Genomic DNA, 17,739 nt, shown 5'->3' with positions numbered 1-17,739 from the left:
CCTGGGAGGAAATCGGCTACGCGTTGGGGATTTCGCCTCAAGGTGCTCGCCAACGGCACCTTCGCAAGCGGGAAGGATCGGGTGCGGCTTCCCAGCCGCAAGTGTCGCGAGCAGCGATTGGGCGTGTTGACGCTGGCCAGGGCGATGAAGTTGCGAGCGAGCGGCCTTGTGGACGAGCTACTAGTTGTCCGATTCGGGATCATGGTTGTGGGTAGGTCTCTATGACATTGCGGCGGGCGGCGATCTTGGGTTCGGCCTGGTAGGTGCGGTGCTCGGCGAGTCGGTGCGACTCGTGTTCGACGGATCTGGTCATCCGGCAAGGCAGCAGAACCACGTGTCCATGACTCCACAAGATTGTCCACAGTGGATGTCATGTGTTGCTCTACTCAGGGCGGTCTTCGTACCGAGGACGTACCGAAGTGGCCTGGCTGGGACGGGAAACACCAGGTGAGACCACATGACGGGAACGGTCTGTAAATCCGTCGGCTTACGCCTACGTAGGTTCGAATCCTACACCCGCCACATTTGGGTAACACCCCGTGACCTGGGAAAACAGGTCACGGGGTGTTTTTTGTCCCGGTGTTGTCACCATTCGTTCCGCTGAAGCGTTCTGCGTCTGCCCGGTGTCCTCGCTCCCGCGTCGTCGTCCTGCTCTCACGTGTGAACTGCCCCCGCTGTCGGACCCGGTTGGTACAACTGGCCAACGAAGGTGGGCGACGGTTGGGGGACGCGTGGGGGCATGGTCGCTGTTGTCGTTCGGCGAGGACCGTCATTTCCAGGGCAACACGGGGTACGCGGACGTGCTCGAGCTGATGTACCTCTACGACTCTTCGGTGCCCAACTCCACCAAGGTCTCCGCGGGTGACCTGGTTGTGGTTCGGGACAAGACCTCGGTGCGAGGGCTCGGTTGGGTGCGGCAGATCGCCGAGGAGCCCGGTGCGACGAAGCTGCGCAAGAGGTGTCCAGGGTGTGGCGCGACCGGCTTCAAGAGGCGGATCAAGCGAACGCCCCAGTTCCTCTGCCCTGGTTGCAGGCACGAGTTCGACACCCCGAACCAAGAGACGATCACGGTCACCAGGTACGTGGCCAACTACGCCGGCACGTGGCACCCGCTCAACGGTGCGCTGAGCCTGGGCGACCTGAACCAGCTCGCCGTCAGCAACGCTCAGCAGCATTCGATCCGGGCGCTCAGGCCCGAACCGGTGGAGCGGGTGCTGCGCGATCTGGGCCTCTCGTCGACGCCACCGAACTCCGTACCGGTGGCCAAGATCGACGGCGGACGCCGGATCGCCCTCGTCTCGGTGCGGATCGGCCAGCAGTCGTTCCGGCAAGCCCTGCTGAACAAGTACGGCGCCACCTGCGCCGTGACCGGAGCCTGTCCGCAGGAGGCCCTGGAGGCCGCGCACCTGAGGGCCTTCGCCATCCACCAGAGCCACGAGGTCGACGAGGGGTTCCTGCTCAGGGGTGACGTCCACCGCCTGCTCGACCGCGGTCTGCTGGCCGTGCACCCCGACACGCTCGAGGTGCACGTCTCGCCGAGGCTGGACGGCTACCCGCTCTACACGGCTTTGCGCGGTCGCAGGCTGGAGGTCGTCCCGCCGAGCAGGGAAGCCCTGGCCGACCACTTCTCGGCAGCGTCGGCCATCTGGTCCTAGCGGTCCGACGCGAGTGTTCCGCCGATCGCCCAGTTCTCCGGCTGCACTTCCCGCAGCACCACCCACACGGCCTCGCGCTTCACGTCGCACGTCCGCGCCATCGCCTCGGTCAGCTCGTGCACGAGCGCGCGCTTCTGCTCCGGCGTCCGGCCGGGGAACATGTCTACGGTGATCATGGGCATGGACGGACCTTGAACTGGACGAGGCCTGCGCGCAAGGGCTTCCTCTCCCTTGCGTGCAGGCCTCGCGCGAGCAGCATAACGCATGTCGAACACATGTTCGACTGGTCAGGCCGCTCCGAGTGCCGCCCTGCCCTCGTCGGTCAGCTCGGCGGGCACCCGCTGGCCCCACGCCACCACCGAGGTGGGGCGCAGGAGACCCGCGTGGACGAGGTGGTGGGTGACGGTCTGGTCGCAACAGGGGAGGCCGTCGACGTAGAGGTCGGGCTCGCGCGCGCCGGTGAGTTCGGCTCGGCCCGCGCCGACCGCCCGCAGCGTCGCGAGTTCCCTGCCGGACAGTTCCCGTGTGGTGGTCATCGGCTTCCCCCGCTTCTTCCGGTCTGCTCCCTGTACATCAGGAGGGAAGACGTTCCCGGTGAAATACCTCCCCGGTCCCCGCCCTCCCACCTTGCTCCGATCGGGCGTGCGGACCGCGTCGCCACGCCGATCGGCTGAGCTGTTCAGCCCAACCGAAGTTCGGCGACCGGCCGGCGCTCGGTTCGGGCCCGTTGTCGCGCGAGGGGGCGGCCGACCGGCGCCGGGTGCCGATGACGGGACATGAGCGAAATCCTGATTGCCCTGGCCGCCCTCGCCACCGGGGTGCTGTTCGGCCTGTTCCTGCGTCGGCCGCGCGCTCGCTCAGCACCGCCGTCGCCGAGACCGGCCCTCTCGCGCTCCACGCACAGGGAACTCCTCAACGCCGCAGATGACCTCGAGTACGCCTTGACCACCATCGGCAACTTCGGTCCGCTCAGCGCGTCGGAACTCCACAACGTCGACCTGCCGGCGAAGCTCGACCGGCTCGCCGCCGAGGGCGCGCCACCGGACGTGGTCGCGGAGCTGCGCAAGCGGACCGGTCACATCGCGCTGCACCCGTTCCCCGAGCAGCGGGAACTGGTGTCGGCGGTGCGCTCGGACGAGCAGCCGTCGCCGCTGTCCGCGGTGTGGCTGCTGATCCGGGAGGCGTCGGGCAGCGGCGCGGCGCAGCACCTGGCGGCGGGCGAGGCGAGGAACTGCCTGGAGGAGCTGCGGCGGGTCCTGGCGCTCGACGCGCCCGAGGACGAGCGGGTGCTGGTCTAACCTTGAGCCGCGTGGAGATATTCGTGGTGGACGCGTTCACCGACCGTCCGTTCTCCGGCAACCCGGCCGGGGTGGTCCTGCTCCCCGAACCCGCCGATCCCGCGTGGATGCAGTCGGTCGCCGCGGAGATGAAGCACGCCGAGACCGCCTTCGTGGAGGTCGGCGGCACCGAACCGCTGCCGCTGCGCTGGTTCACGCCGACGACCGAGGTCGACCTGTGCGGCCACGCGACCCTCGCGACCGCGCACGTGCTGGGCGGCTCGGCCGTGTTCAGCACCCGCAGCGGGTTCCTCACCTGCAAGGCGGGCCAGGACGGCTGGGTCGAGATGGACTTCCCGGCCGACCCGCCGGTGCCCGTCGACGCCACGCCGCTGCTGCGCGCGTCCCTGCCCGGCGTGACGATCAAGGCCGTCGCCCGAGGCGTGTCGGACGTGCTGGTGGAGGTCGGGTCGGCGGCGGAGGTGCGCGCCCTGCGGCCGGACCTCGTGCTCCTCGCCGAGGTGCCCGGCCGGGGCGTGGTCGTCACGGCCCGCGGCGACCGGCCGGACGTCGACGTCGTCAGCCGGTGCTTCTACCCCTCGTTCGGCGTGCCCGAGGATCCGGTGACCGGATCCGCGCACTGCACGCTCGCCGCGTGGTGGGCTCCGCGCCTCGGTCGAGTGTCGTTGCTCGGCGAACAGGCGTCCCCACGCGGCGGACGTGTTCAGATGACGCTGCGTGACGACAGGGTCGGATTGGCGGGCCAAGGTGTCACCATGTTGCGCGGAGAGCTGACCGTGTGACCGGTTTCGTCACTTCACGTGGTATATGCCTCGTCGACCTGCCATTTCATCGCCCAACCGAGGTACATTGATGCTCTTAGAGGGGTCCTGGTAGCTGTTCGGGACCCCTCAGTCACGCCGAGTTCGACGGCCGCGACCCGGCCCACCGACACGAGGGCCGACGAGGAGGCTGGATGTCCGACCGCGCGTCGGCCACACTGTCGGACTCGGCAGTACGCGGGTCAGGCAAGACCGCCAACAGGTCGTTGAACTTCAACCTCTTCGCCGTGGTCCTCCTGGTGGCCGGGGTCGCCTCCGCGATAGCCGTCGGCGGCTGGCTGCCCGACCACCCGGTCGACGCCCGCCTGCTGTGGACCGGCCCGCTGCTGGTCATCGGCTTCCTGCTCGCCGAGCAGCTCGCCATCAACGTCGACGTCCGCAGCGGCGTCGCGTGGACCATCTCCTTCACCGAGATCCCCCTGGTGCTCGGCCTGCTGGTCGCCCCGTTCGAGGTCGTGCTCGCCGCGCACGTCGTCGCGGGCGTCGGCACGCTGCTCGGCCGCCGCGTCCTCAACCGCGTCGCCTACAACGCGGGCCTGATGTTCATGGAGATCTCGGTCGCCTTCGCGGTCGCCCACGGCGTCAAGCAGCTCGTCGGCCCCGACGGCCCGTTCTGGGCCGGGCCGTTCCTCGGCACGATCGCCGTCCCGCTGCTGGCCAGCGTCCTCGGCCTGACCGCGCTGCGGATCATGGGCAAGGGGATGCGGGTCACCGCCAGCCTCCGCCTGGTCGGCCAGACCCTGATCGTCGCCCTGCTCAACACCTCCGCGGGCCTCGTGGCCTACGAGATCGCGTCGACCACCCAGTGGGGCGGCCTGCTGATCGCGCTGGTGTTCGCGGGCATCACCGCCATCTACGTGGCCTACTCGTCCCTGCTGCGCGAGCAGCGCGACCTGGAGGCCCTCAGCGAGGTCTCGCTCCGCGTCGCCAGGTCCGGCCAGAACGCGACCGGCCCGCGCACCACGTCCCCGCGGGACGAGGACGGCGACGAGGACGACGAGTGGCAGCTCATCGCGGAACGCATCCGCGAGCAGCTCAACGCCAACCGCGTCGTCCTGCGGCTGCGCACGGACCCGCAGGAGCCGATGCGGACCCTGGTCGCCGGCGACCCGCTGCCGGACGGGATGCGCGAGTCCGACTCCCGCGTCGTCCGCGAGGACCCGATGCTCCAGCTCCCCGGCACGCACGTCCGGTACTTCCGCGTCGTCGACTCGAACGAGGACACCACCGAGGCGCTGGCCCGCCGCGACGCGCAGGAGGCGCTCGTGGTGCCGCTGCGCGGCGCGACCCAGCTGCTCGGCGCCGTCGAGGCGCACGACCGGCTGAGCCGGTGGCGCGGCTTCGGCAAGGCCGACATCCAGCTCCTGCGCACGCTCGCGAGCCACCTCGCCACCGCCGTCGACAACCGCAGGCTGCTCGCCCGCCTGCGCCACGACGCCTACCACGACCCGCTCACCGGCCTGCTCAACCGCGCGGGCTTCCGCGAGGCCGCCGCCGAACCGCTGCGCGAGCACACCGGCGCCGTCGTCCTGCGCATCGACCTCGACGTCCTGTCGACCGTCTCCGACGCGCTCGGCCAGGCGTGGGGCAACCGCATGGTCGTCGCCGCGGGCCGCAGGCTGCGCGACGAACTCGGCCCGGAGGTCTCCCTCGCCCGGCTGGAGGGCGGCATGTTCGCCGCGCTCCTGGTCGACCGCAAGGCCGAGAGGGCCCAGGAGATCGCCGAACGGCTCCGCGCGGCGCTCTCCGTGCCGTACCCCGTCGACCGCCTCACCGTCGAAGCCAGCGCCGTCGTCGGCTACGTCTCGACCGACGAGTCCGAGGACGACCCGGACGTCGACGTGCTCCTCCAGCGCGCGGACGTCGCCGTGCGCGCCACCAGCGAGGGCGAGCCGGTGCGGTCGTACGTGCCGAGCATGGGCCAGATCTTCCTGCGCCGCTTCCAGCTCGTCACCCAGTTCCGCCAGGCGCTGGAGACCGGCCAGATCTCCGTGCACTACCAGCCCAAGGTCGCCCTGCCGAGCCGCCAGGTCGTCGGCGCCGAAGCCCTCGTGCGCTGGAAGCACCCCGAGTTCGGCCGCGTCGACCCCGACGAGTTCGTGCCGGCCGTCGAGGCCACCGGCCTGGTCGACGTGCTCACCGACTTCGTCATGGACAAGGCGCTGGAACGCGTCCGCCTCTGGATGGACCGCGGCCTGCGCATGTCCATCGCGGTCAACCTCTCCGTGCGCACCCTCGCCGACGAGGAGTTCCCGGACCGCGTCGCCAAGGCGCTGGAGCACCACGACGTGCCGCCCCAGCTGCTCACGTTCGAGCTGACCGAGTCCGGCGTGATGGCCGACCCCGAACGCGCCCTCCCGGTCCTGCGGAGGCTGCACGCGCTCGGCGTCGTGCTCGCCGTCGACGACTTCGGCACCGGCTACTCGTCGCTCGCGTACCTCCGCCAGCTCCCGGTCGACGAGGTGAAGATCGACAAGAGCTTCGTGCTCGGCATGGGGACCGACCTCGGCGACATGGCCGTGGTGCGGTCGATCGTCGAACTGGGCCACTCGCTCGGCCTCACGGTCGTCGCCGAGGGCGTCGAGGACGACGCCGCCCGCGACCAGTTGGTCAGCATGGGCTGCGACATCGCCCAGGGCTACCTGATCTCCCGCCCGCTGTCCGAGGAGCGCTTCGAGGCGTGGCTGGGAGCCAGAACGGTGCAGGTCAGGGGAGCCCGCGATGAGACGGTGCTCACCTTGGTGCACTAGAGGGACCCCCCGATTTCCCTTCGGTGGCACCCGTTGTGTAGAGTTCTTCTTGCCCCGCAAGGAGCAAGTGCCCCAATAGCTCAGTCGGTAGAGCGTTTCCATGGTAAGGAAAAGGTCTACGGTTCGATTCCGTATTGGGGCTCCACAACCCGGCCGCGGTGCAGAGCAGTAAGCACCGCGGCCGAGTCGTGTAAAGCGGTGTAGCTCAGTTGGTAGAGCAAGCGGCTCATAATCGCTGTGTCGCCGGTTCAAGTCCGGCCACCGCTACACAGGTGGGAGAGGTGTGCTCGCGGAGATCGTGAGCCTTGCCCGCTCCGCATCACATTGGGGGCCCAGCCCTCAAACCCCGGCCAGGGGGCGAGCCCCCTGGACCCCCAGGTGGTCGCCTTCACCGGTGATCTCCCGAAATCCGGTGGTGGACTTTGTTGTTGAGGTCTCCCGTCGTGCCAGGATCCCCGCCAGGGTGGTAAGCCCGCCCTGGTCGCCCAGTTGGGCCGGGGCTGTCGAGCTCTAGAAAGGCAAGGCCGTGGCTGCAACCGACGTACGTCCGAAGATCACTCTCGCGTGCGAGGAGTGCAAGCACCGGAACTACATCACCAGGAAGAACCGTCGGAACGACCCCGACCGCCTGGAGATCAAGAAGTTCTGCCCGAACTGCAAGACGCACCGCGCGCACAAGGAAACCCGCTGACACCAGCGTTTCCCCCAGGTTCACGAAGAGGCCGTCCCCGTCCGGGGGCGGCCTCTTCGCGTAACCTGCCCCGGTGGCACTGGACCAATCGTTCATCGGACGCACCTACCCCCCGTCACCCGCGTACGAGGTGAGCCGGGAGAAGATCCGCGAGTTCGCCGACGCGGTGGGCGAACCCAGCGAGCTCCACCGAGACCCGGAAGCGGCCAAGGCCGCGGGCTACCCGGACGTGATCGCCCCGCCGACCTTCGCGATCCTGGTGTCGATGAAGGCCAACGAGGTCCTCGTCATGGACCCGGAGCTGGGCCTCGACTACACCCGCGTGGTCCACGGCGACCAGACGTTCGCCCACCACCGCCCCATCCAGGCGGGTGACCGCCTCGTGGTGACGACCCACGTGGACGCCATCAACTCCCGCATGGGCAACGACATCGTCTCCGTCCGCGCGGAGATCAGCACGGAAGACGGCGAACAGGTCACCACCGCCCGCTCGACCCTGGTAGCCAGGGGCACCGCCGCCACGGAGGACCAGTCGTGATCCGCGCAGCAGACGTGACCGTGGGCGACACCCTGCCCCCGCTGACCCTCACCATCACCCGCGCGGACCTCGTCCGCTACGCGGGCGCGTCGCTCGACTTCAACCCGATCCACTGGAACGAGCGCTTCGCGCAGGAGGTGGGCCTCCCCGGCATCATCGCCCACGGGATGCTCACCATGGGCATGGCCATCCGCGTGGTCACCGACTGGACGGGCGACCCGGCCACCGTGGTCGAGTACGGAGTCCGCTTCGGCAGGCCCGTACCGGTGCCCGACAACGCCGAGGGCGCCACCGTGGAGGTCACGGCCAAGGTCACCAAGGCCCTGGACGACGGCACCTTCAAAATCGCGATCACAGCCGCCTACGAGGGCAAGTCGGTACTGGGCGGCGCCACGGCCCGAGTACGCCTCCCGTAACACCGGAGGCCTTGGCGACCCGCGGCCCAACAGCAAGGCGCGGGCAACGGGACGTGGCCGATGTGACTCGGGGTCGTGAGCCTTGAGATCGATGATCGGGCAGGCTTTCGGGACTGCCCCTCTGGCCCGATCAAGGCTCACGAGAGGGGCCCCCGGTCACATCGGCCGCACCACGCTGGACCGGTGGGCACGTGACGGTGGGAAGCCGAAGCCCTCGGCGACCCACGGAGCACGACCCCAAGGGGTCCCCCCACCGCGGGGCCCCCGATTCACACCCTACGACCCGCCACCGACAAATCTGGGAACGCCCAACACCCGCCCCCGCCCGCCTCAGAACCCACTGCACAACGCGCTGCTGAACGCCCCTGACCCGGTGGCGGACTTCTGCTCCACCCCGTCCACCGTGATCTTGCAGGCCACCGCCCCACCCTCGGCCCCGGTGGTCACCACCAGGGTCCCGCCGCTCAACACCCCCTTGGCCGTCATCTCCTTCCGCCAGGGCAGCGCTGTGAGCGCCTCCTCGCTGGTGGAGCTGCTCCCGTCGCTGAACGTCGAGTACCGCACGCTCGCCCCCACCGCGTCGCCGGACACCTCGTACACCACCACGTGCTCCCGATCGGCCTCCTGGTCCACCTCGTTGACCACGGCCCCGAAGAACGCCGTCCACAGGATGCACACGAGCAGCCCCAACCCGGACAGCACGGCGCCCGCGATGGCCAGCCCGCGGTTGTTCGCGACGCCCTTGCCGGCGCGCGAGATCCCCACCACCGACAGCACCAGGCCCACGACGACCAGCGGCCAGGCGACCACCCCGACGATCGGGACGAAGCTGAACAGCAACCCGATCAGGCCGAGCACGAACCCGGCGGTCCCCACCCCGTTCCGCGGTGCGACGACGAGCTGGGGCTGGAAGTTCGACACGCTCATGAACGTCTCCCTGTGAACCGGCGACACGACTGAACAGACCATCGCGATGGTCCGTTCAGCGGTTACCGCGTTCACCCGTTCAGGTTCGTGCGAGCTGCTCCCGAGGGCCTACTCGACCGACCCCAGCAGGTCCACGACCCGCGTCACGCCCTCGATCAGGTCGGCGTCGCCCAGCGCGTACGACAGCCGCAGGTACCCCGGCGTCCCGAACGCCTCTCCGGGCACGACCGCGACCTCCGCGTGCTCCAGCACCAGCGAGGCCAGGTCCGCCGAACTCCCGATCACCGACCCCCGGAGCGTCCGCCCGATCAACGCCTTGACCGACGGGTAGACGTAGAACGCGCCGCGCGGCGCGGGGCACTCCACACCGGGGATCTCCGACAGCATCGACACGATCGTCCGCCGCCGCCGGTCGAACGCCTCGCGCATCTCGTGCACCGCCTCCAGCGACCCGGACACGGCCTCCAGCGCGGCCCGCTGCGACACGTTGGCCACGTTCGACGTCAGGTGCGACTGGAGGTTCGCCGCGGCCTTCACCACGTCCGGGGGGCCGATCAGCCACCCGACCCGCCACCCGGTCATCGCGTACGTCTTCGCGACGCCGTTGATCACGATCGTCCGATCGGCCGCCGCGGGCACGGCGGCGGGCAGCGACACCGCCTCCGCGCCGTCGTAGACCAGGTGCTCGTAGATCTCGTCGGTCACGACCCAGATCCCGTGCTCGACCGCCCACTCGCCGATCTCGACGATCTGGGCCCGCGAGTAGACCGAGCCCGTCGGGTTCGACGGCGAGCACAGCAGCAGCGCCTTCGTCCGCGGGGTCCGCGCCGCCTCCAGCTGCCGCACCGTCACCAGGTAGTCGGCCGACTCGTCCGCCGTGACCTGCACCGGGACTCCGCCCGCGAGGGTGATCGCCTCGGGGTAGGTGGTCCAGAACGGCGCGGGCAGCAGCACCTCGTCGCCGGGGTCGACGATCGTCGCGAACGCCTGGTAGACGGCCTGCTTGCCGCCGTTGGTGATGAGCACCCGGCTCGCGGCGACCTCGTAGCCCGAGTCGCGCAGCGTCTTCGCCGCCACGGCCTCGCGCAGCTCGGGCAGGCCCGCGGCGGGCGTGTAGCGGTGGTTGCGGGGGTCGGCGCACGCGGCCTGCGCCGCCGCGACGATCTTCGCCGGGGTCGGGAAGTCGGGCTCGCCCGCGCCGAAGCCGATCACCGGACGGCCCGCGGCCTTCAGCGCCTTCGCCTTCGCGTCGACCGCGAGGGTGGCGGACTCGGCGATGCCGCCGATCCGCTTCGACACCCTGGAACGGGGAGAACTGCTGGTCACGGAGGTCGTCTCAGGCGAGGGCATGGCTGCCATCGTGGCAGACGAGAAGGTTTTTCCGGCCCTCGGACAACCCTCTTCCCACGGTGTGGGTAGGCTGTGTCCCGACAGTCCAGTCAGTGCGCTGACCGGGGCGGTTGGAGTGTGCGGGTGTTCGTGCCGTATGCTTCCGGACTTGGAAGTCCAACCAGGTGCCCCATGGGTAGCTATGGGGAGGCTGGAAGGCGTCCAAAGCCAGGGGCAGCAGGTGGGTCCCAAAGGGGCGTAGCTCAATTGGCAGAGCAGCGGTCTCCAAAACCGCAGGTTGCAGGTTCAATTCCTGTCGCCCCTGCGTCGAAATGCACGGCGAGTGGAGGACGGCATGAGCGACGACCGCCAGCAGGATCAGCCGGAGGAGCGCGACAGCGCGGCTCGGCCGGTCACCGCTGCGGCCCGGCGTGAGCGTCGTGCTTCCGCCCGTCCGGCTTCCCGCAAGGACGACGCCAAGAAGGTGTCCAAGTCCGACGAGGACGAGGACGCGGCGTCGAAGAAGGGCCGCCCCACGCGGGCGCGGGAAGCGCAGGAGAAGCGCCCGTCGCTGATCTCCAGGGGTTTCCGCTACATCCGCGAGGTCGTCAGCGAGCTGCGCAAGGTCATCTGGCCGACGCGCAAGCAGCTCGTCACGTACACGTCGGTCGTGCTGGTCTTCGTGATCGTCATGGTCGCCTTCGTGTACGGCTTGGACCTGGGCTTCGGCTGGGCCGTGTTCGAGCTGTTCGGCTGAGCCGAGCAGCGACGGCCCCCGGTGAGGTGGCCGAACACGTGATGCACGAAAGGAAGCGAGACCCGCAGTGACCTCCGAGAACGGCGTTGACGCCCACGAGCTGACCGACCTGACCGACGAAGAGGTGTTCGCGGCCGCTCAGGACGGCGACTCCGTGCACGTCGAGCCGGTTGGTGAGCTGGAGGACACCGAGGAGTCCGCGACCGACGAGGTCGACGGCGACGACGCGACCGACGCCGACACCGAGTCCGGCGACGACGCCGAACCGGGCGACGAGGACGGGGACGAGGCGGCCGCTGCCGAGCTGCCCGACATCCACGCCGAACCCGCCGACCCGGTGGCCGAGATGCGCGACGCACTCCGTGCGGCGCCCGGCTACTGGTACGTCGTGCACTCGTACGCCGGGTACGAGAACAAGGTCAAGACGAACCTCGAGACGCGCATCCAGACGCTCGACATGGAGGACTACATCTTCCAGGTCGAGGTGCCGACCGAGGAAGTCACCGAGATCAAGAACGGCCAGCGCAAGCAGGTGCAGCGCAAGGTGCTGCCCGGCTACATCCTGGTCCGCATGGAGCTCAACGACTCGTCGTGGAGCGCGGTGCGCAACACGCCCGGCGTGACGGGCTTCGTGGGCGCGACCTCCAAGCCCTCCCCGTTGACCATCGACGAGGTCCTGAAGTTCCTCCTCCCGCAGGTGGAGCCGAAGGCGGCCGAGGGCAAGAAGGCGGCGACCGGTCCGGTCAAGTCGACCATCGAGGTCGACTTCGAGGTCGGCGAGTCCGTCACCGTCATGGACGGTCCGTTCGCGACGCTGCCCGCGACGATCAGCGAGGTCAACGCCGACGGCCAGAAGCTGAAGGTCCTGGTGTCGATCTTCGGTCGCGAGACCCCGGTCGAGCTGTCGTTCAGCCAGGTTTCCAAGATCTGACCGATCCCCTCGGGGATCGTCGGCCACGCTGCGGCTGGCAGGGCCGCGCGCGGACACTGCAATAACAGGAAGTATTGAGATGCCTCCCAAGAAGAAGAAGCTGTCAGCGATCATCAAGCTGCAGATCAAGGCCGGCATGGCGAACCCCGCCCCGCCGGTCGGCCCCGCGCTGGGTCAGCACGGCGTCAACATCATGGAGTTCTGCAAGGCCTACAACGCCGCGACCGAGTCGCAGCGTGGCACCGTCGTGCCGGTCGAGATCTCCGTGTACGAGGACCGCACGTTCGACTTCAAGCTCAAGACCCCGCCCGCCGCGAAGCTGCTCCTCAAGGCCGCTGGCGTCGAGAAGGGCTCGGGCGAGCCGCACCGCGTCAAGGTCGCCAAGGTGACCATGGCCCAGGTCCGCGAGATCGCCGAGGGCAAGATGGTCGACCTCAACGCCACGAACATCGACCAGGCCGCGAAGATCATCGCGGGCACCGCCCGTTCCATGGGCATCACGGTCGAAGGCTGATCCACCAAACACCGCAGCACGTGGGAGAGCTCAGCGCAGCTCGCACCACAACTGATCCACTGAGTTAGGGAACAGACATGAAGCGCAGCAAGGCCTACCGTCAGGCCGCCGAGCTGGTTGACCGGGAGCGGCTGTACTCGCCGCTGGAGGCAGCCAAGCTCGCCAAGGAAACTTCCAAGGTCAAGCTCGACGCGACCGTCGAGGTCGCCATCCGCCTGGGCGTCGACCCTCGCAAGGCCGACCAGATGGTCCGCGGCACCGTGAACCTGCCGCACGGCACCGGCAAGACCGCACGCGTCATCGTTTTCGCGACCGGCGACAAGGCGACCGAGGCTGAGGCCGCGGGCGCCGACGCCGTCGGCTCGGAAGACCTGATCGAACGCATCCAGGGCGGCTGGCTCGACTTCGACGCCGCGATCGCCACCCCCGACCAGATGGCCAAGGTCGGTCGCATCGCCCGCATCCTCGGCCCGCGTGGCCTGATGCCGAACCCGAAGACCGGCACCGTGACGCCCGACGTCACCAAGGCGGTCCAGGACATCAAGGGCGGCAAGATCAACTTCCGCGTTGACAAGCAGGCCAACCTGCACCTGGTCATCGGCAAGGCCTCGTTCGACACCGAGAAGCTGGTCGAGAACTACGCGGCCGCTCTCGAAGAGGTCCTCCGCGCCAAGCCCTCCGCGGCCAAGGGTCGGTTCCTGAAGAAGGTCACCGTCTCCACCACGATGGGCCCCGGCATCCCGGTCGACCCGAACCGCACGCGCAACCTGCTGGTCGACGAGGTCTGATCGACCCGCACGCCTGACGAAGCCCCCGGCAACCTCGGTCGCCGGGGGCTTCGCCGTTGGTCAGGGCCCGACGCAGTCGGCGGGTTCGGCCGTGTAGTCCGAGATGATCCACGTCTTGTTGACCTGCTGGGTCAGCACGAACGATCCGAGCCGCGGCCCACCCGTGACGACCAGGTCCTTGCACGAGCTGACCTCGGCGGTCGAGGTCAACGGCTCCTTGTACATCGACTCCGGGAACGCCGGCTGCTCGTACGCCGAGACGTCCAGGACCTTCGCCTTCAGCCCGCGGACCGCCGCGCCGCAGTCGGACGCCGCGAACGCCGCGGTGAACTTCTGCCGCGCCCGCCCGTCCTCGGCGAACAGGTTGCACGCCTGGAGGTCGGACCCCTGCGACACGTGCTTGTAGAACAGCCCCACCGTGCCCTGCGTGCCGTACGCCTTGAGCGGCGCGATGATGTTGCCCTTCGTGCCGCCGCTGTCGCTGGCCACGTCACCCGGATCGTCACCGCCGCCGAACCAGCGGTTGTAGCCGTAGTTCGCCAGCAGCAGCAGGATCAGCAGCATCACCAGCCAGCGCACGAGCTTGCTGCTCAGGACGATCTGCCACACGGGCTTCGGTTCGGGCTTCACGTACACGGTCTGGATGGGCGGCGGCACCGCGGGCGGCTGGGACGCGGGCCCGACGTGCCCCGGTGGCAGCGCGAGCGGCCCCTCTCCCCGCTGCGCCTGCTGGAACTTCTGGTACTCCTGGAACCGCTGGAACTCCTGGAACTGCCGCAACTGCTCCGGATCGATCTCCGCAGGTGGCTGCGGTCCGTTGCCTGTGCTGCCCGTGCTGTCCGTCACCCGTACATCATGCCGCCTCGATTTGGAGCCGCGACCGCTCATCGGCTACCTTTGAGGCGTTCCACCAAAGACCGCCGGTCTTCCCGCAAGGGAACGAAGGCCCCGTTGCAATGGGGGCGGCCCGCGCAGGAGGACGAGGAAGCATCCCGGTCGCGGTCCGCCGCGTCTGAAGATCCACGCCCCGTGCCGCTCTGCGCCGGGGCGTTTTTGTTGTTTCGGGACCTCTCAGGCCGCGGTAACACCCAGCCCAGAGAGGAGGCGATCATGGCGAAGCCCACCAAGGTGTCGGCCGTCGCCGAGATCACGGAGAAGTTCCGTGGCAGCTCGGCAGCAGTCATCACCGAGTACCGTGGCCTCTCCATGGCGCAGCTCACCACGCTGCGTCGCGCTCTCGGCACGGGCGCCACGTACACCGTCTCGAAGAACACGCTGGTCAAGCGTGCCGCTGAGGACGCCGGCGTCGAGGGCATCGAAGCCCTCCTCATCGGCCCGACCGCCATCGCCTTCATCGAAGGCGAGCCGGTCGACGCGGCCAAGACCCTGCGCGACTTCGCGAAGGACAACAAGGCCCTGGTCATCAAGGGCGGCTACATGGATGGCCGCTCCCTCTCGGTGGACGAGGTCACCCGCATTGCGGACCTCGACTCCCGTGAGGTGCTGCTCGCCAAGCTGGCGGGCGCGATGAAGGGCAACCTGTCGAAGGCTGCGGGCCTGTTTGCCGCCCCCGCCTCCCAGGTCGCCCGCCTGGCCCAGGCACTTGCGGACAAGCGCGCCGCGGAGGGGTCTTCGGACGCCGCTCCGGCCGCTGACGCCGCAGAGCCCGCCGAGAGCTGATCACAACACCCACGCACTCGCGTCCGCTGTTGTCGGACGTGGTCATAGAAAGGACCGCCATCATGGCGAAGCTCAGCAACGACGAGCTGCTCGACGTCTTCAAGGAAATGACCCTCCTGGAGCTGTCCGCGTTCGTGAAGCAGTTCGAGGAGACCTTCGAGGTCACCGCCGCTGCCCCCGTCGCCATCGCGGGCCCCGCGGGCCCCGGTGCCGCGGCCGCCGAGGTCGAGGAGCAGGACGAGTTCGACGTCGTCCTGGAGTCGGCTGGCGACAAGAAGATCCAGGTCATCAAGGTCGTCCGCGAGGTCGTCTCGGGCCTGGGCCTGAAGGAGGCCAAGGAGCTCGTCGAGTCCGCCCCGAAGGCCATCCTGGAGAAGGTCGCCAAGGACGCCGCCGAGGCCGCCAAGGAGAAGCTCGAGGCTGCCGGCGCCAAGATCACCGTCAAGTGATCTAGCACAGCCAAGAACGGCGGGTGTCCCACAGGGACACCCGCCGTTCTTCATTGCGCAACAAAAACCAACAGGGGCCCCGGCCCAAACCGGTCCCCCGCAGAACAGCGACCAACCGCACTTCCCCAACCTTCCGCCAGGCCCACCCCGAGCGAAGAACTCGCGGACCCGCAGCACCAGGGGACGAGCGACCCGACCCGACCCGCAGCACGACGCGACGCCTCCCAGCGTTATCCGTCCGCAACCCCGCTAGGCCAACTGGTGAGTAACCTCCCAGCTCCGGGCTCGTTGCACCTATGTGTCATGACCCCGAACCGGGAGGTGTGATGGGCGTCGAGGTGGTCGTCGAGGGTCTGACGAAGTCCTTCGGCAAGCAGACCATCTGGCGGGACGTCACCCTCAGCATCCCGCCGGGCGAGGTCAGCGTCATGCTCGGACCGTCAGGAACCGGCAAGTCCGTCTTCCTGAAGTCCCTGGTGGGGCTCCTGAAACCAGAGCAAGGCAAGATCGTCATCAACGGCACGGACCTCGTCCGCTGCTCCGAGCACAAGCTCTACGAGATCCGGAAGATGTTCGGCGTCCTCTTCCAGGACGGCGCCCTCTTCGGCTCCATGAACCTCTTCGACAACGTCGCCTTCCCCCTCCGCGAGCACACCCGCAAGACCGAGGCCGAGGTCCGCCGGATCGTCCTCGAGAAGATGGAGATGGTCGGTCTCGTAGGCGCCGAGAAGAAGCTCCCCGGCGAGATCTCCGGCGGTATGCGCAAGCGAGCGGGCCTGGCCCGAGCCCTCGTCCTCGACCCCGAGATCATCCTGTGCGACGAGCCGGACTCGGGCCTCGACCCGGTCCGCACCGCCTACCTGAGCCAGCTCCTGATCGACCTCAACGCCCAGATCGACGCCACGATCCTCATCGTCACCCACAACATCACCGTCGCCCGCACGGTCCCGGACAACCTCGGCATGCTCTTCCGCCGGGAACTGGTCATGTTCGGCCCGCGCGAAGTGCTCCTGACCAGCGACGAACCGGTGGTGGAGCAGTTCCTCAACGGCCGCAGGATCGGTCCGATCGGCATGTCGGAGGAGAAGGACCAGGCGACCATGGCCGCCGAGCTGGCGCACCGGGACGCGGGCCACTCCGACGGCTCGCCGGACGAGGACGTGCGCGGCGTGGTCCCGCAGATCGAGCCGACCCCCGGACTCCCGGCGAGGGACGCCGTGCGCCGTCGCAAGGACCGCGTCATGAGCATCATCCACACGCTCCCGCCCGAGGCCCAGCAGGGCATCATCGCGAGCCTCACGCCCGCCGAGCAGAGCAGGTACGGCGTGCTCGCGGGCGCGACCCCGAAGACGCCGACCCCCTACCCGCGCGGCCAGGACACCGGGTGGCGGCGCCGGGCCGGTGACCTGTGAGCAGCCCCGTGTCGTTCCCCGGCGCGGGAGCACTGCGGGAGACCGGCAAGCTCTTCGCGCTCGGGATCGACGTCACGCGCAGCGCGTTCAAGCGGCCGTTCCAGCTGCGCGAGTTCATCCAGCAGAGCTGGTTCATCGTCAGCGTCACGGTCCTGCCGACGGCACTGGTCTCCATCCCCTTCGGCGCGGTCATCGCGCTCCAGCTCGGCTCGCTGACCAGGCAGATCGGCGCGCAGTCGTTCACCGGCGCCGCCAGCGTGCTGGCGATCATCCAGCAGGCCAGCCCCATCGTGACGGCGCTGCTGATCGCGGGCGCGGGCGGCAGCGCGATCTGCGCGGACATCGGCTCGCGCAAGATCCGCGAGGAGATCGACGCGATGGAGGTGCTGGGCGTCTCGCCGATCCAGCGCCTGGTCGTGCCGCGCGTGCTGGCCGCGATGCTGGTCAGCGTCCTGCTCAACGGCATGGTCAGCGTCGTCGGCGTCATGGGCGGCTACTTCTTCAACGTCGTCCTCCAGGACGGCACGCCCGGCGCGTACCTGGCGAGCTTCTCCGCGCTGGCCCAGCTCCCCGACCTGTGGATCAGCGAGTTCAAGGCCCTGATCTTCGGGTTCATCGCGGGCATCGTGGCCGCCTACCGCGGCCTCAACCCCGCCGGTGGCCCGAAGGGCGTCGGCGACGCCGTGAACCAGGCCGTGGTCATCACGTTCCTGCTGCTGTTCTTCGTGAACTTCGTGCTGACCACGATCTACCTGACGGTCGTCCCGGCGAAGGGGAGTTGAG

At 68.9% G+C, this 17,739-nt stretch carries 20 protein-coding genes and 4 tRNA genes; 19 read left to right on the top strand and 5 right to left on the bottom strand.

What is annotated here, in order from left to right; translation table 11 throughout:
* Positions 1 to 435 precede the first annotated feature (435 nt).
* Positions 436 to 522: transfer RNA gene (locus AC156L_RS18680), tRNA-OTHER, on the top strand.
* A gap of 209 nt (positions 523 to 731) precedes the next feature.
* Positions 732 to 1,655: an HNH endonuclease gene (locus AC156L_RS18675; RefSeq protein ID WP_484407105.1), complete on the top strand. Its 924-nt coding sequence runs from the start codon at positions 732 to 734 to the stop codon at positions 1,653 to 1,655.
* Here the strand turns inward: AC156L_RS18675 and AC156L_RS18670 are convergent.
* A complete protein-coding gene (locus tag AC156L_RS18670) occupies positions 1,652 to 1,831 on the bottom strand; it encodes a tautomerase family protein (RefSeq protein WP_484407103.1) in 180 nt (59 codons plus the stop codon). The genes AC156L_RS18675 and AC156L_RS18670 overlap by 4 nt on opposite strands.
* A gap of 111 nt (positions 1,832 to 1,942) precedes the next feature.
* On the bottom strand, positions 1,943 to 2,191 hold the full coding sequence (locus AC156L_RS18665) for a hypothetical protein (protein ID WP_484407102.1): 249 nt from the start codon (positions 2,189 to 2,191) through the stop codon (positions 1,943 to 1,945).
* 240 nt (positions 2,192 to 2,431) lie between these two features.
* Between AC156L_RS18665 and AC156L_RS18660 the strand changes: the two genes are divergently transcribed.
* The 8 genes from AC156L_RS18660 (at position 2,432) to AC156L_RS18625 (ending at position 8,169) form a co-directional block, all read left to right on the top strand.
* Entirely contained in the window at positions 2,432 to 2,953 is a 522-nt protein-coding gene (locus AC156L_RS18660; protein ID WP_484407101.1) for a hypothetical protein, read from the top strand.
* 11 nt (positions 2,954 to 2,964) lie between these two features.
* The gene (locus tag AC156L_RS18655) at positions 2,965 to 3,735 is read left to right on the top strand and encodes a PhzF family phenazine biosynthesis protein (protein ID WP_484407100.1); all 771 of its coding nucleotides are present in this window, start codon (positions 2,965 to 2,967) and stop codon (positions 3,733 to 3,735) included.
* A gap of 173 nt (positions 3,736 to 3,908) precedes the next feature.
* Positions 3,909 to 6,524, top strand: coding sequence for a putative bifunctional diguanylate cyclase/phosphodiesterase (locus AC156L_RS18650; protein WP_484407099.1), 2,616 nt, complete (start codon positions 3,909 to 3,911; stop codon positions 6,522 to 6,524).
* Between the two features lie 69 nt (positions 6,525 to 6,593).
* Positions 6,594 to 6,669 (top strand) — tRNA-Thr (locus AC156L_RS18645).
* A gap of 49 nt (positions 6,670 to 6,718) precedes the next feature.
* A tRNA-Met gene (locus AC156L_RS18640) sits at positions 6,719 to 6,791 on the top strand.
* A gap of 259 nt (positions 6,792 to 7,050) precedes the next feature.
* Complete coding sequence (gene rpmG / locus AC156L_RS18635) at positions 7,051 to 7,215, top strand: 50S ribosomal protein L33 (protein ID WP_015105301.1); 165 nt, start codon at positions 7,051 to 7,053, stop codon at positions 7,213 to 7,215.
* 73 nt (positions 7,216 to 7,288) lie between these two features.
* On the top strand, positions 7,289 to 7,753 hold the full coding sequence (locus AC156L_RS18630) for an FAS1-like dehydratase domain-containing protein (protein ID WP_484407097.1): 465 nt from the start codon (positions 7,289 to 7,291) through the stop codon (positions 7,751 to 7,753).
* Entirely contained in the window at positions 7,750 to 8,169 is a 420-nt protein-coding gene (locus AC156L_RS18625) for a MaoC family dehydratase (protein WP_484407096.1), read from the top strand. The genes AC156L_RS18630 and AC156L_RS18625 overlap by 4 nt, the downstream gene beginning before the upstream one ends.
* A gap of 330 nt (positions 8,170 to 8,499) precedes the next feature.
* On the opposite strand, the gene AC156L_RS18620 is transcribed toward AC156L_RS18625, so the two are convergent.
* On the bottom strand, positions 8,500 to 9,096 hold the full coding sequence (locus tag AC156L_RS18620) for an MmpS family transport accessory protein (protein WP_484407095.1): 597 nt from the start codon (positions 9,094 to 9,096) through the stop codon (positions 8,500 to 8,502).
* Between the two features lie 108 nt (positions 9,097 to 9,204).
* Positions 9,205 to 10,446 (bottom strand): pyridoxal phosphate-dependent aminotransferase, encoded by a 1,242-nt coding sequence (locus AC156L_RS18615; RefSeq protein WP_484407094.1) that lies wholly within the window; start codon positions 10,444 to 10,446, stop codon positions 9,205 to 9,207.
* 231 nt (positions 10,447 to 10,677) lie between these two features.
* On the opposite strand from AC156L_RS18615, the gene AC156L_RS18610 reads away from it, so the two are divergent.
* The 5 genes from AC156L_RS18610 (at position 10,678) to rplA (ending at position 13,415) form a co-directional block, all read left to right on the top strand.
* Positions 10,678 to 10,750: transfer RNA gene (locus AC156L_RS18610), tRNA-Trp, on the top strand.
* A gap of 30 nt (positions 10,751 to 10,780) precedes the next feature.
* A complete protein-coding gene (gene secE / locus AC156L_RS18605) occupies positions 10,781 to 11,182 on the top strand; it encodes a preprotein translocase subunit SecE (RefSeq protein WP_484407093.1) in 402 nt (133 codons plus the stop codon).
* Positions 11,183 to 11,249: 67 nt separating this feature from the next.
* Positions 11,250 to 12,113, top strand: coding sequence for a transcription termination/antitermination protein NusG (gene nusG, locus AC156L_RS18600; protein ID WP_484407091.1), 864 nt, complete (start codon positions 11,250 to 11,252; stop codon positions 12,111 to 12,113).
* 79 nt (positions 12,114 to 12,192) lie between these two features.
* Positions 12,193 to 12,627: a 50S ribosomal protein L11 gene (gene rplK / locus AC156L_RS18595; protein WP_484407090.1), complete on the top strand. Its 435-nt coding sequence runs from the start codon at positions 12,193 to 12,195 to the stop codon at positions 12,625 to 12,627.
* Positions 12,628 to 12,704: 77 nt separating this feature from the next.
* Entirely contained in the window at positions 12,705 to 13,415 is a 711-nt protein-coding gene (rplA, locus tag AC156L_RS18590) for a 50S ribosomal protein L1 (RefSeq protein ID WP_484407089.1), read from the top strand.
* A 60-nt stretch (positions 13,416 to 13,475) separates the two neighbouring features.
* Here the strand turns inward: rplA and AC156L_RS18585 are convergent, their stop codons facing one another.
* Entirely contained in the window at positions 13,476 to 14,261 is a 786-nt protein-coding gene (locus AC156L_RS18585; protein WP_484407087.1) for a hypothetical protein, read from the bottom strand.
* A 264-nt stretch (positions 14,262 to 14,525) separates the two neighbouring features.
* On the opposite strand from AC156L_RS18585, the gene rplJ reads away from it, so the two are divergent.
* The 4 genes from rplJ (at position 14,526) to AC156L_RS18565 (ending at position 17,738) form a co-directional block, all read left to right on the top strand.
* Entirely contained in the window at positions 14,526 to 15,095 is a 570-nt protein-coding gene (rplJ, locus tag AC156L_RS18580) for a 50S ribosomal protein L10 (RefSeq protein ID WP_484407086.1), read from the top strand.
* A gap of 62 nt (positions 15,096 to 15,157) precedes the next feature.
* Entirely contained in the window at positions 15,158 to 15,544 is a 387-nt protein-coding gene (gene rplL / locus AC156L_RS18575; protein WP_484407085.1) for a ribosomal protein bL12, read from the top strand.
* A gap of 326 nt (positions 15,545 to 15,870) precedes the next feature.
* Complete coding sequence (locus AC156L_RS18570; protein ID WP_484407084.1) at positions 15,871 to 16,956, top strand: ABC transporter ATP-binding protein; 1,086 nt, start codon at positions 15,871 to 15,873, stop codon at positions 16,954 to 16,956.
* Positions 16,953 to 17,738, top strand: coding sequence for an MlaE family ABC transporter permease (locus AC156L_RS18565; RefSeq protein ID WP_259627845.1), 786 nt, complete (start codon positions 16,953 to 16,955; stop codon positions 17,736 to 17,738). The genes AC156L_RS18570 and AC156L_RS18565 overlap by 4 nt, the downstream gene beginning before the upstream one ends.
* The last annotated feature ends 1 nt before the right edge of the window (position 17,739 follow it).

The sequence above is a fragment of the Umezawaea sp. genome, from assembly GCF_057122925.1.
The sequence above is the reverse complement of the archived record's forward strand: the minus strand, read 5'-3'. Positions and strand labels throughout refer to the sequence as shown.

Excerpts from the sequence above, each read along its gene's own strand:
- AC156L_RS18670 (WP_484407103.1), bottom strand. The coding sequence starts at position 1,831 with ATGATCACCGTAGACATGTTCCCCGGCCGGACGCCGGAGCAGAAGCGC.
- AC156L_RS18665 (WP_484407102.1), bottom strand. The coding sequence starts at position 2,191 with ATGACCACCACACGGGAACTGTCCGGCAGGGAACTCGCGACGCTGCGG.
- AC156L_RS18660 (WP_484407101.1), top strand. The coding sequence starts at position 2,432 with ATGAGCGAAATCCTGATTGCCCTGGCCGCCCTCGCCACCGGGGTGCTG.
- AC156L_RS18570 (WP_484407084.1), top strand. The coding sequence starts at position 15,871 with ATGGGCGTCGAGGTGGTCGTCGAGGGTCTGACGAAGTCCTTCGGCAAG.
- rplJ (WP_484407086.1), top strand. The coding sequence starts at position 14,526 with ATGGCGAAGCCCACCAAGGTGTCGGCCGTCGCCGAGATCACGGAGAAG.
- AC156L_RS18620 (WP_484407095.1), bottom strand. The coding sequence starts at position 9,096 with ATGAGCGTGTCGAACTTCCAGCCCCAGCTCGTCGTCGCACCGCGGAAC.
- AC156L_RS18650 (WP_484407099.1), top strand. The coding sequence starts at position 3,909 with ATGTCCGACCGCGCGTCGGCCACACTGTCGGACTCGGCAGTACGCGGG.
- rplL (WP_484407085.1), top strand. The coding sequence starts at position 15,158 with ATGGCGAAGCTCAGCAACGACGAGCTGCTCGACGTCTTCAAGGAAATG.
- rplA (WP_484407089.1), top strand. The coding sequence starts at position 12,705 with ATGAAGCGCAGCAAGGCCTACCGTCAGGCCGCCGAGCTGGTTGACCGG.
- AC156L_RS18615 (WP_484407094.1), bottom strand. The coding sequence starts at position 10,446 with ATGCCCTCGCCTGAGACGACCTCCGTGACCAGCAGTTCTCCCCGTTCC.
- rplK (WP_484407090.1), top strand. The coding sequence starts at position 12,193 with ATGCCTCCCAAGAAGAAGAAGCTGTCAGCGATCATCAAGCTGCAGATC.
- secE (WP_484407093.1), top strand. The coding sequence starts at position 10,781 with ATGAGCGACGACCGCCAGCAGGATCAGCCGGAGGAGCGCGACAGCGCG.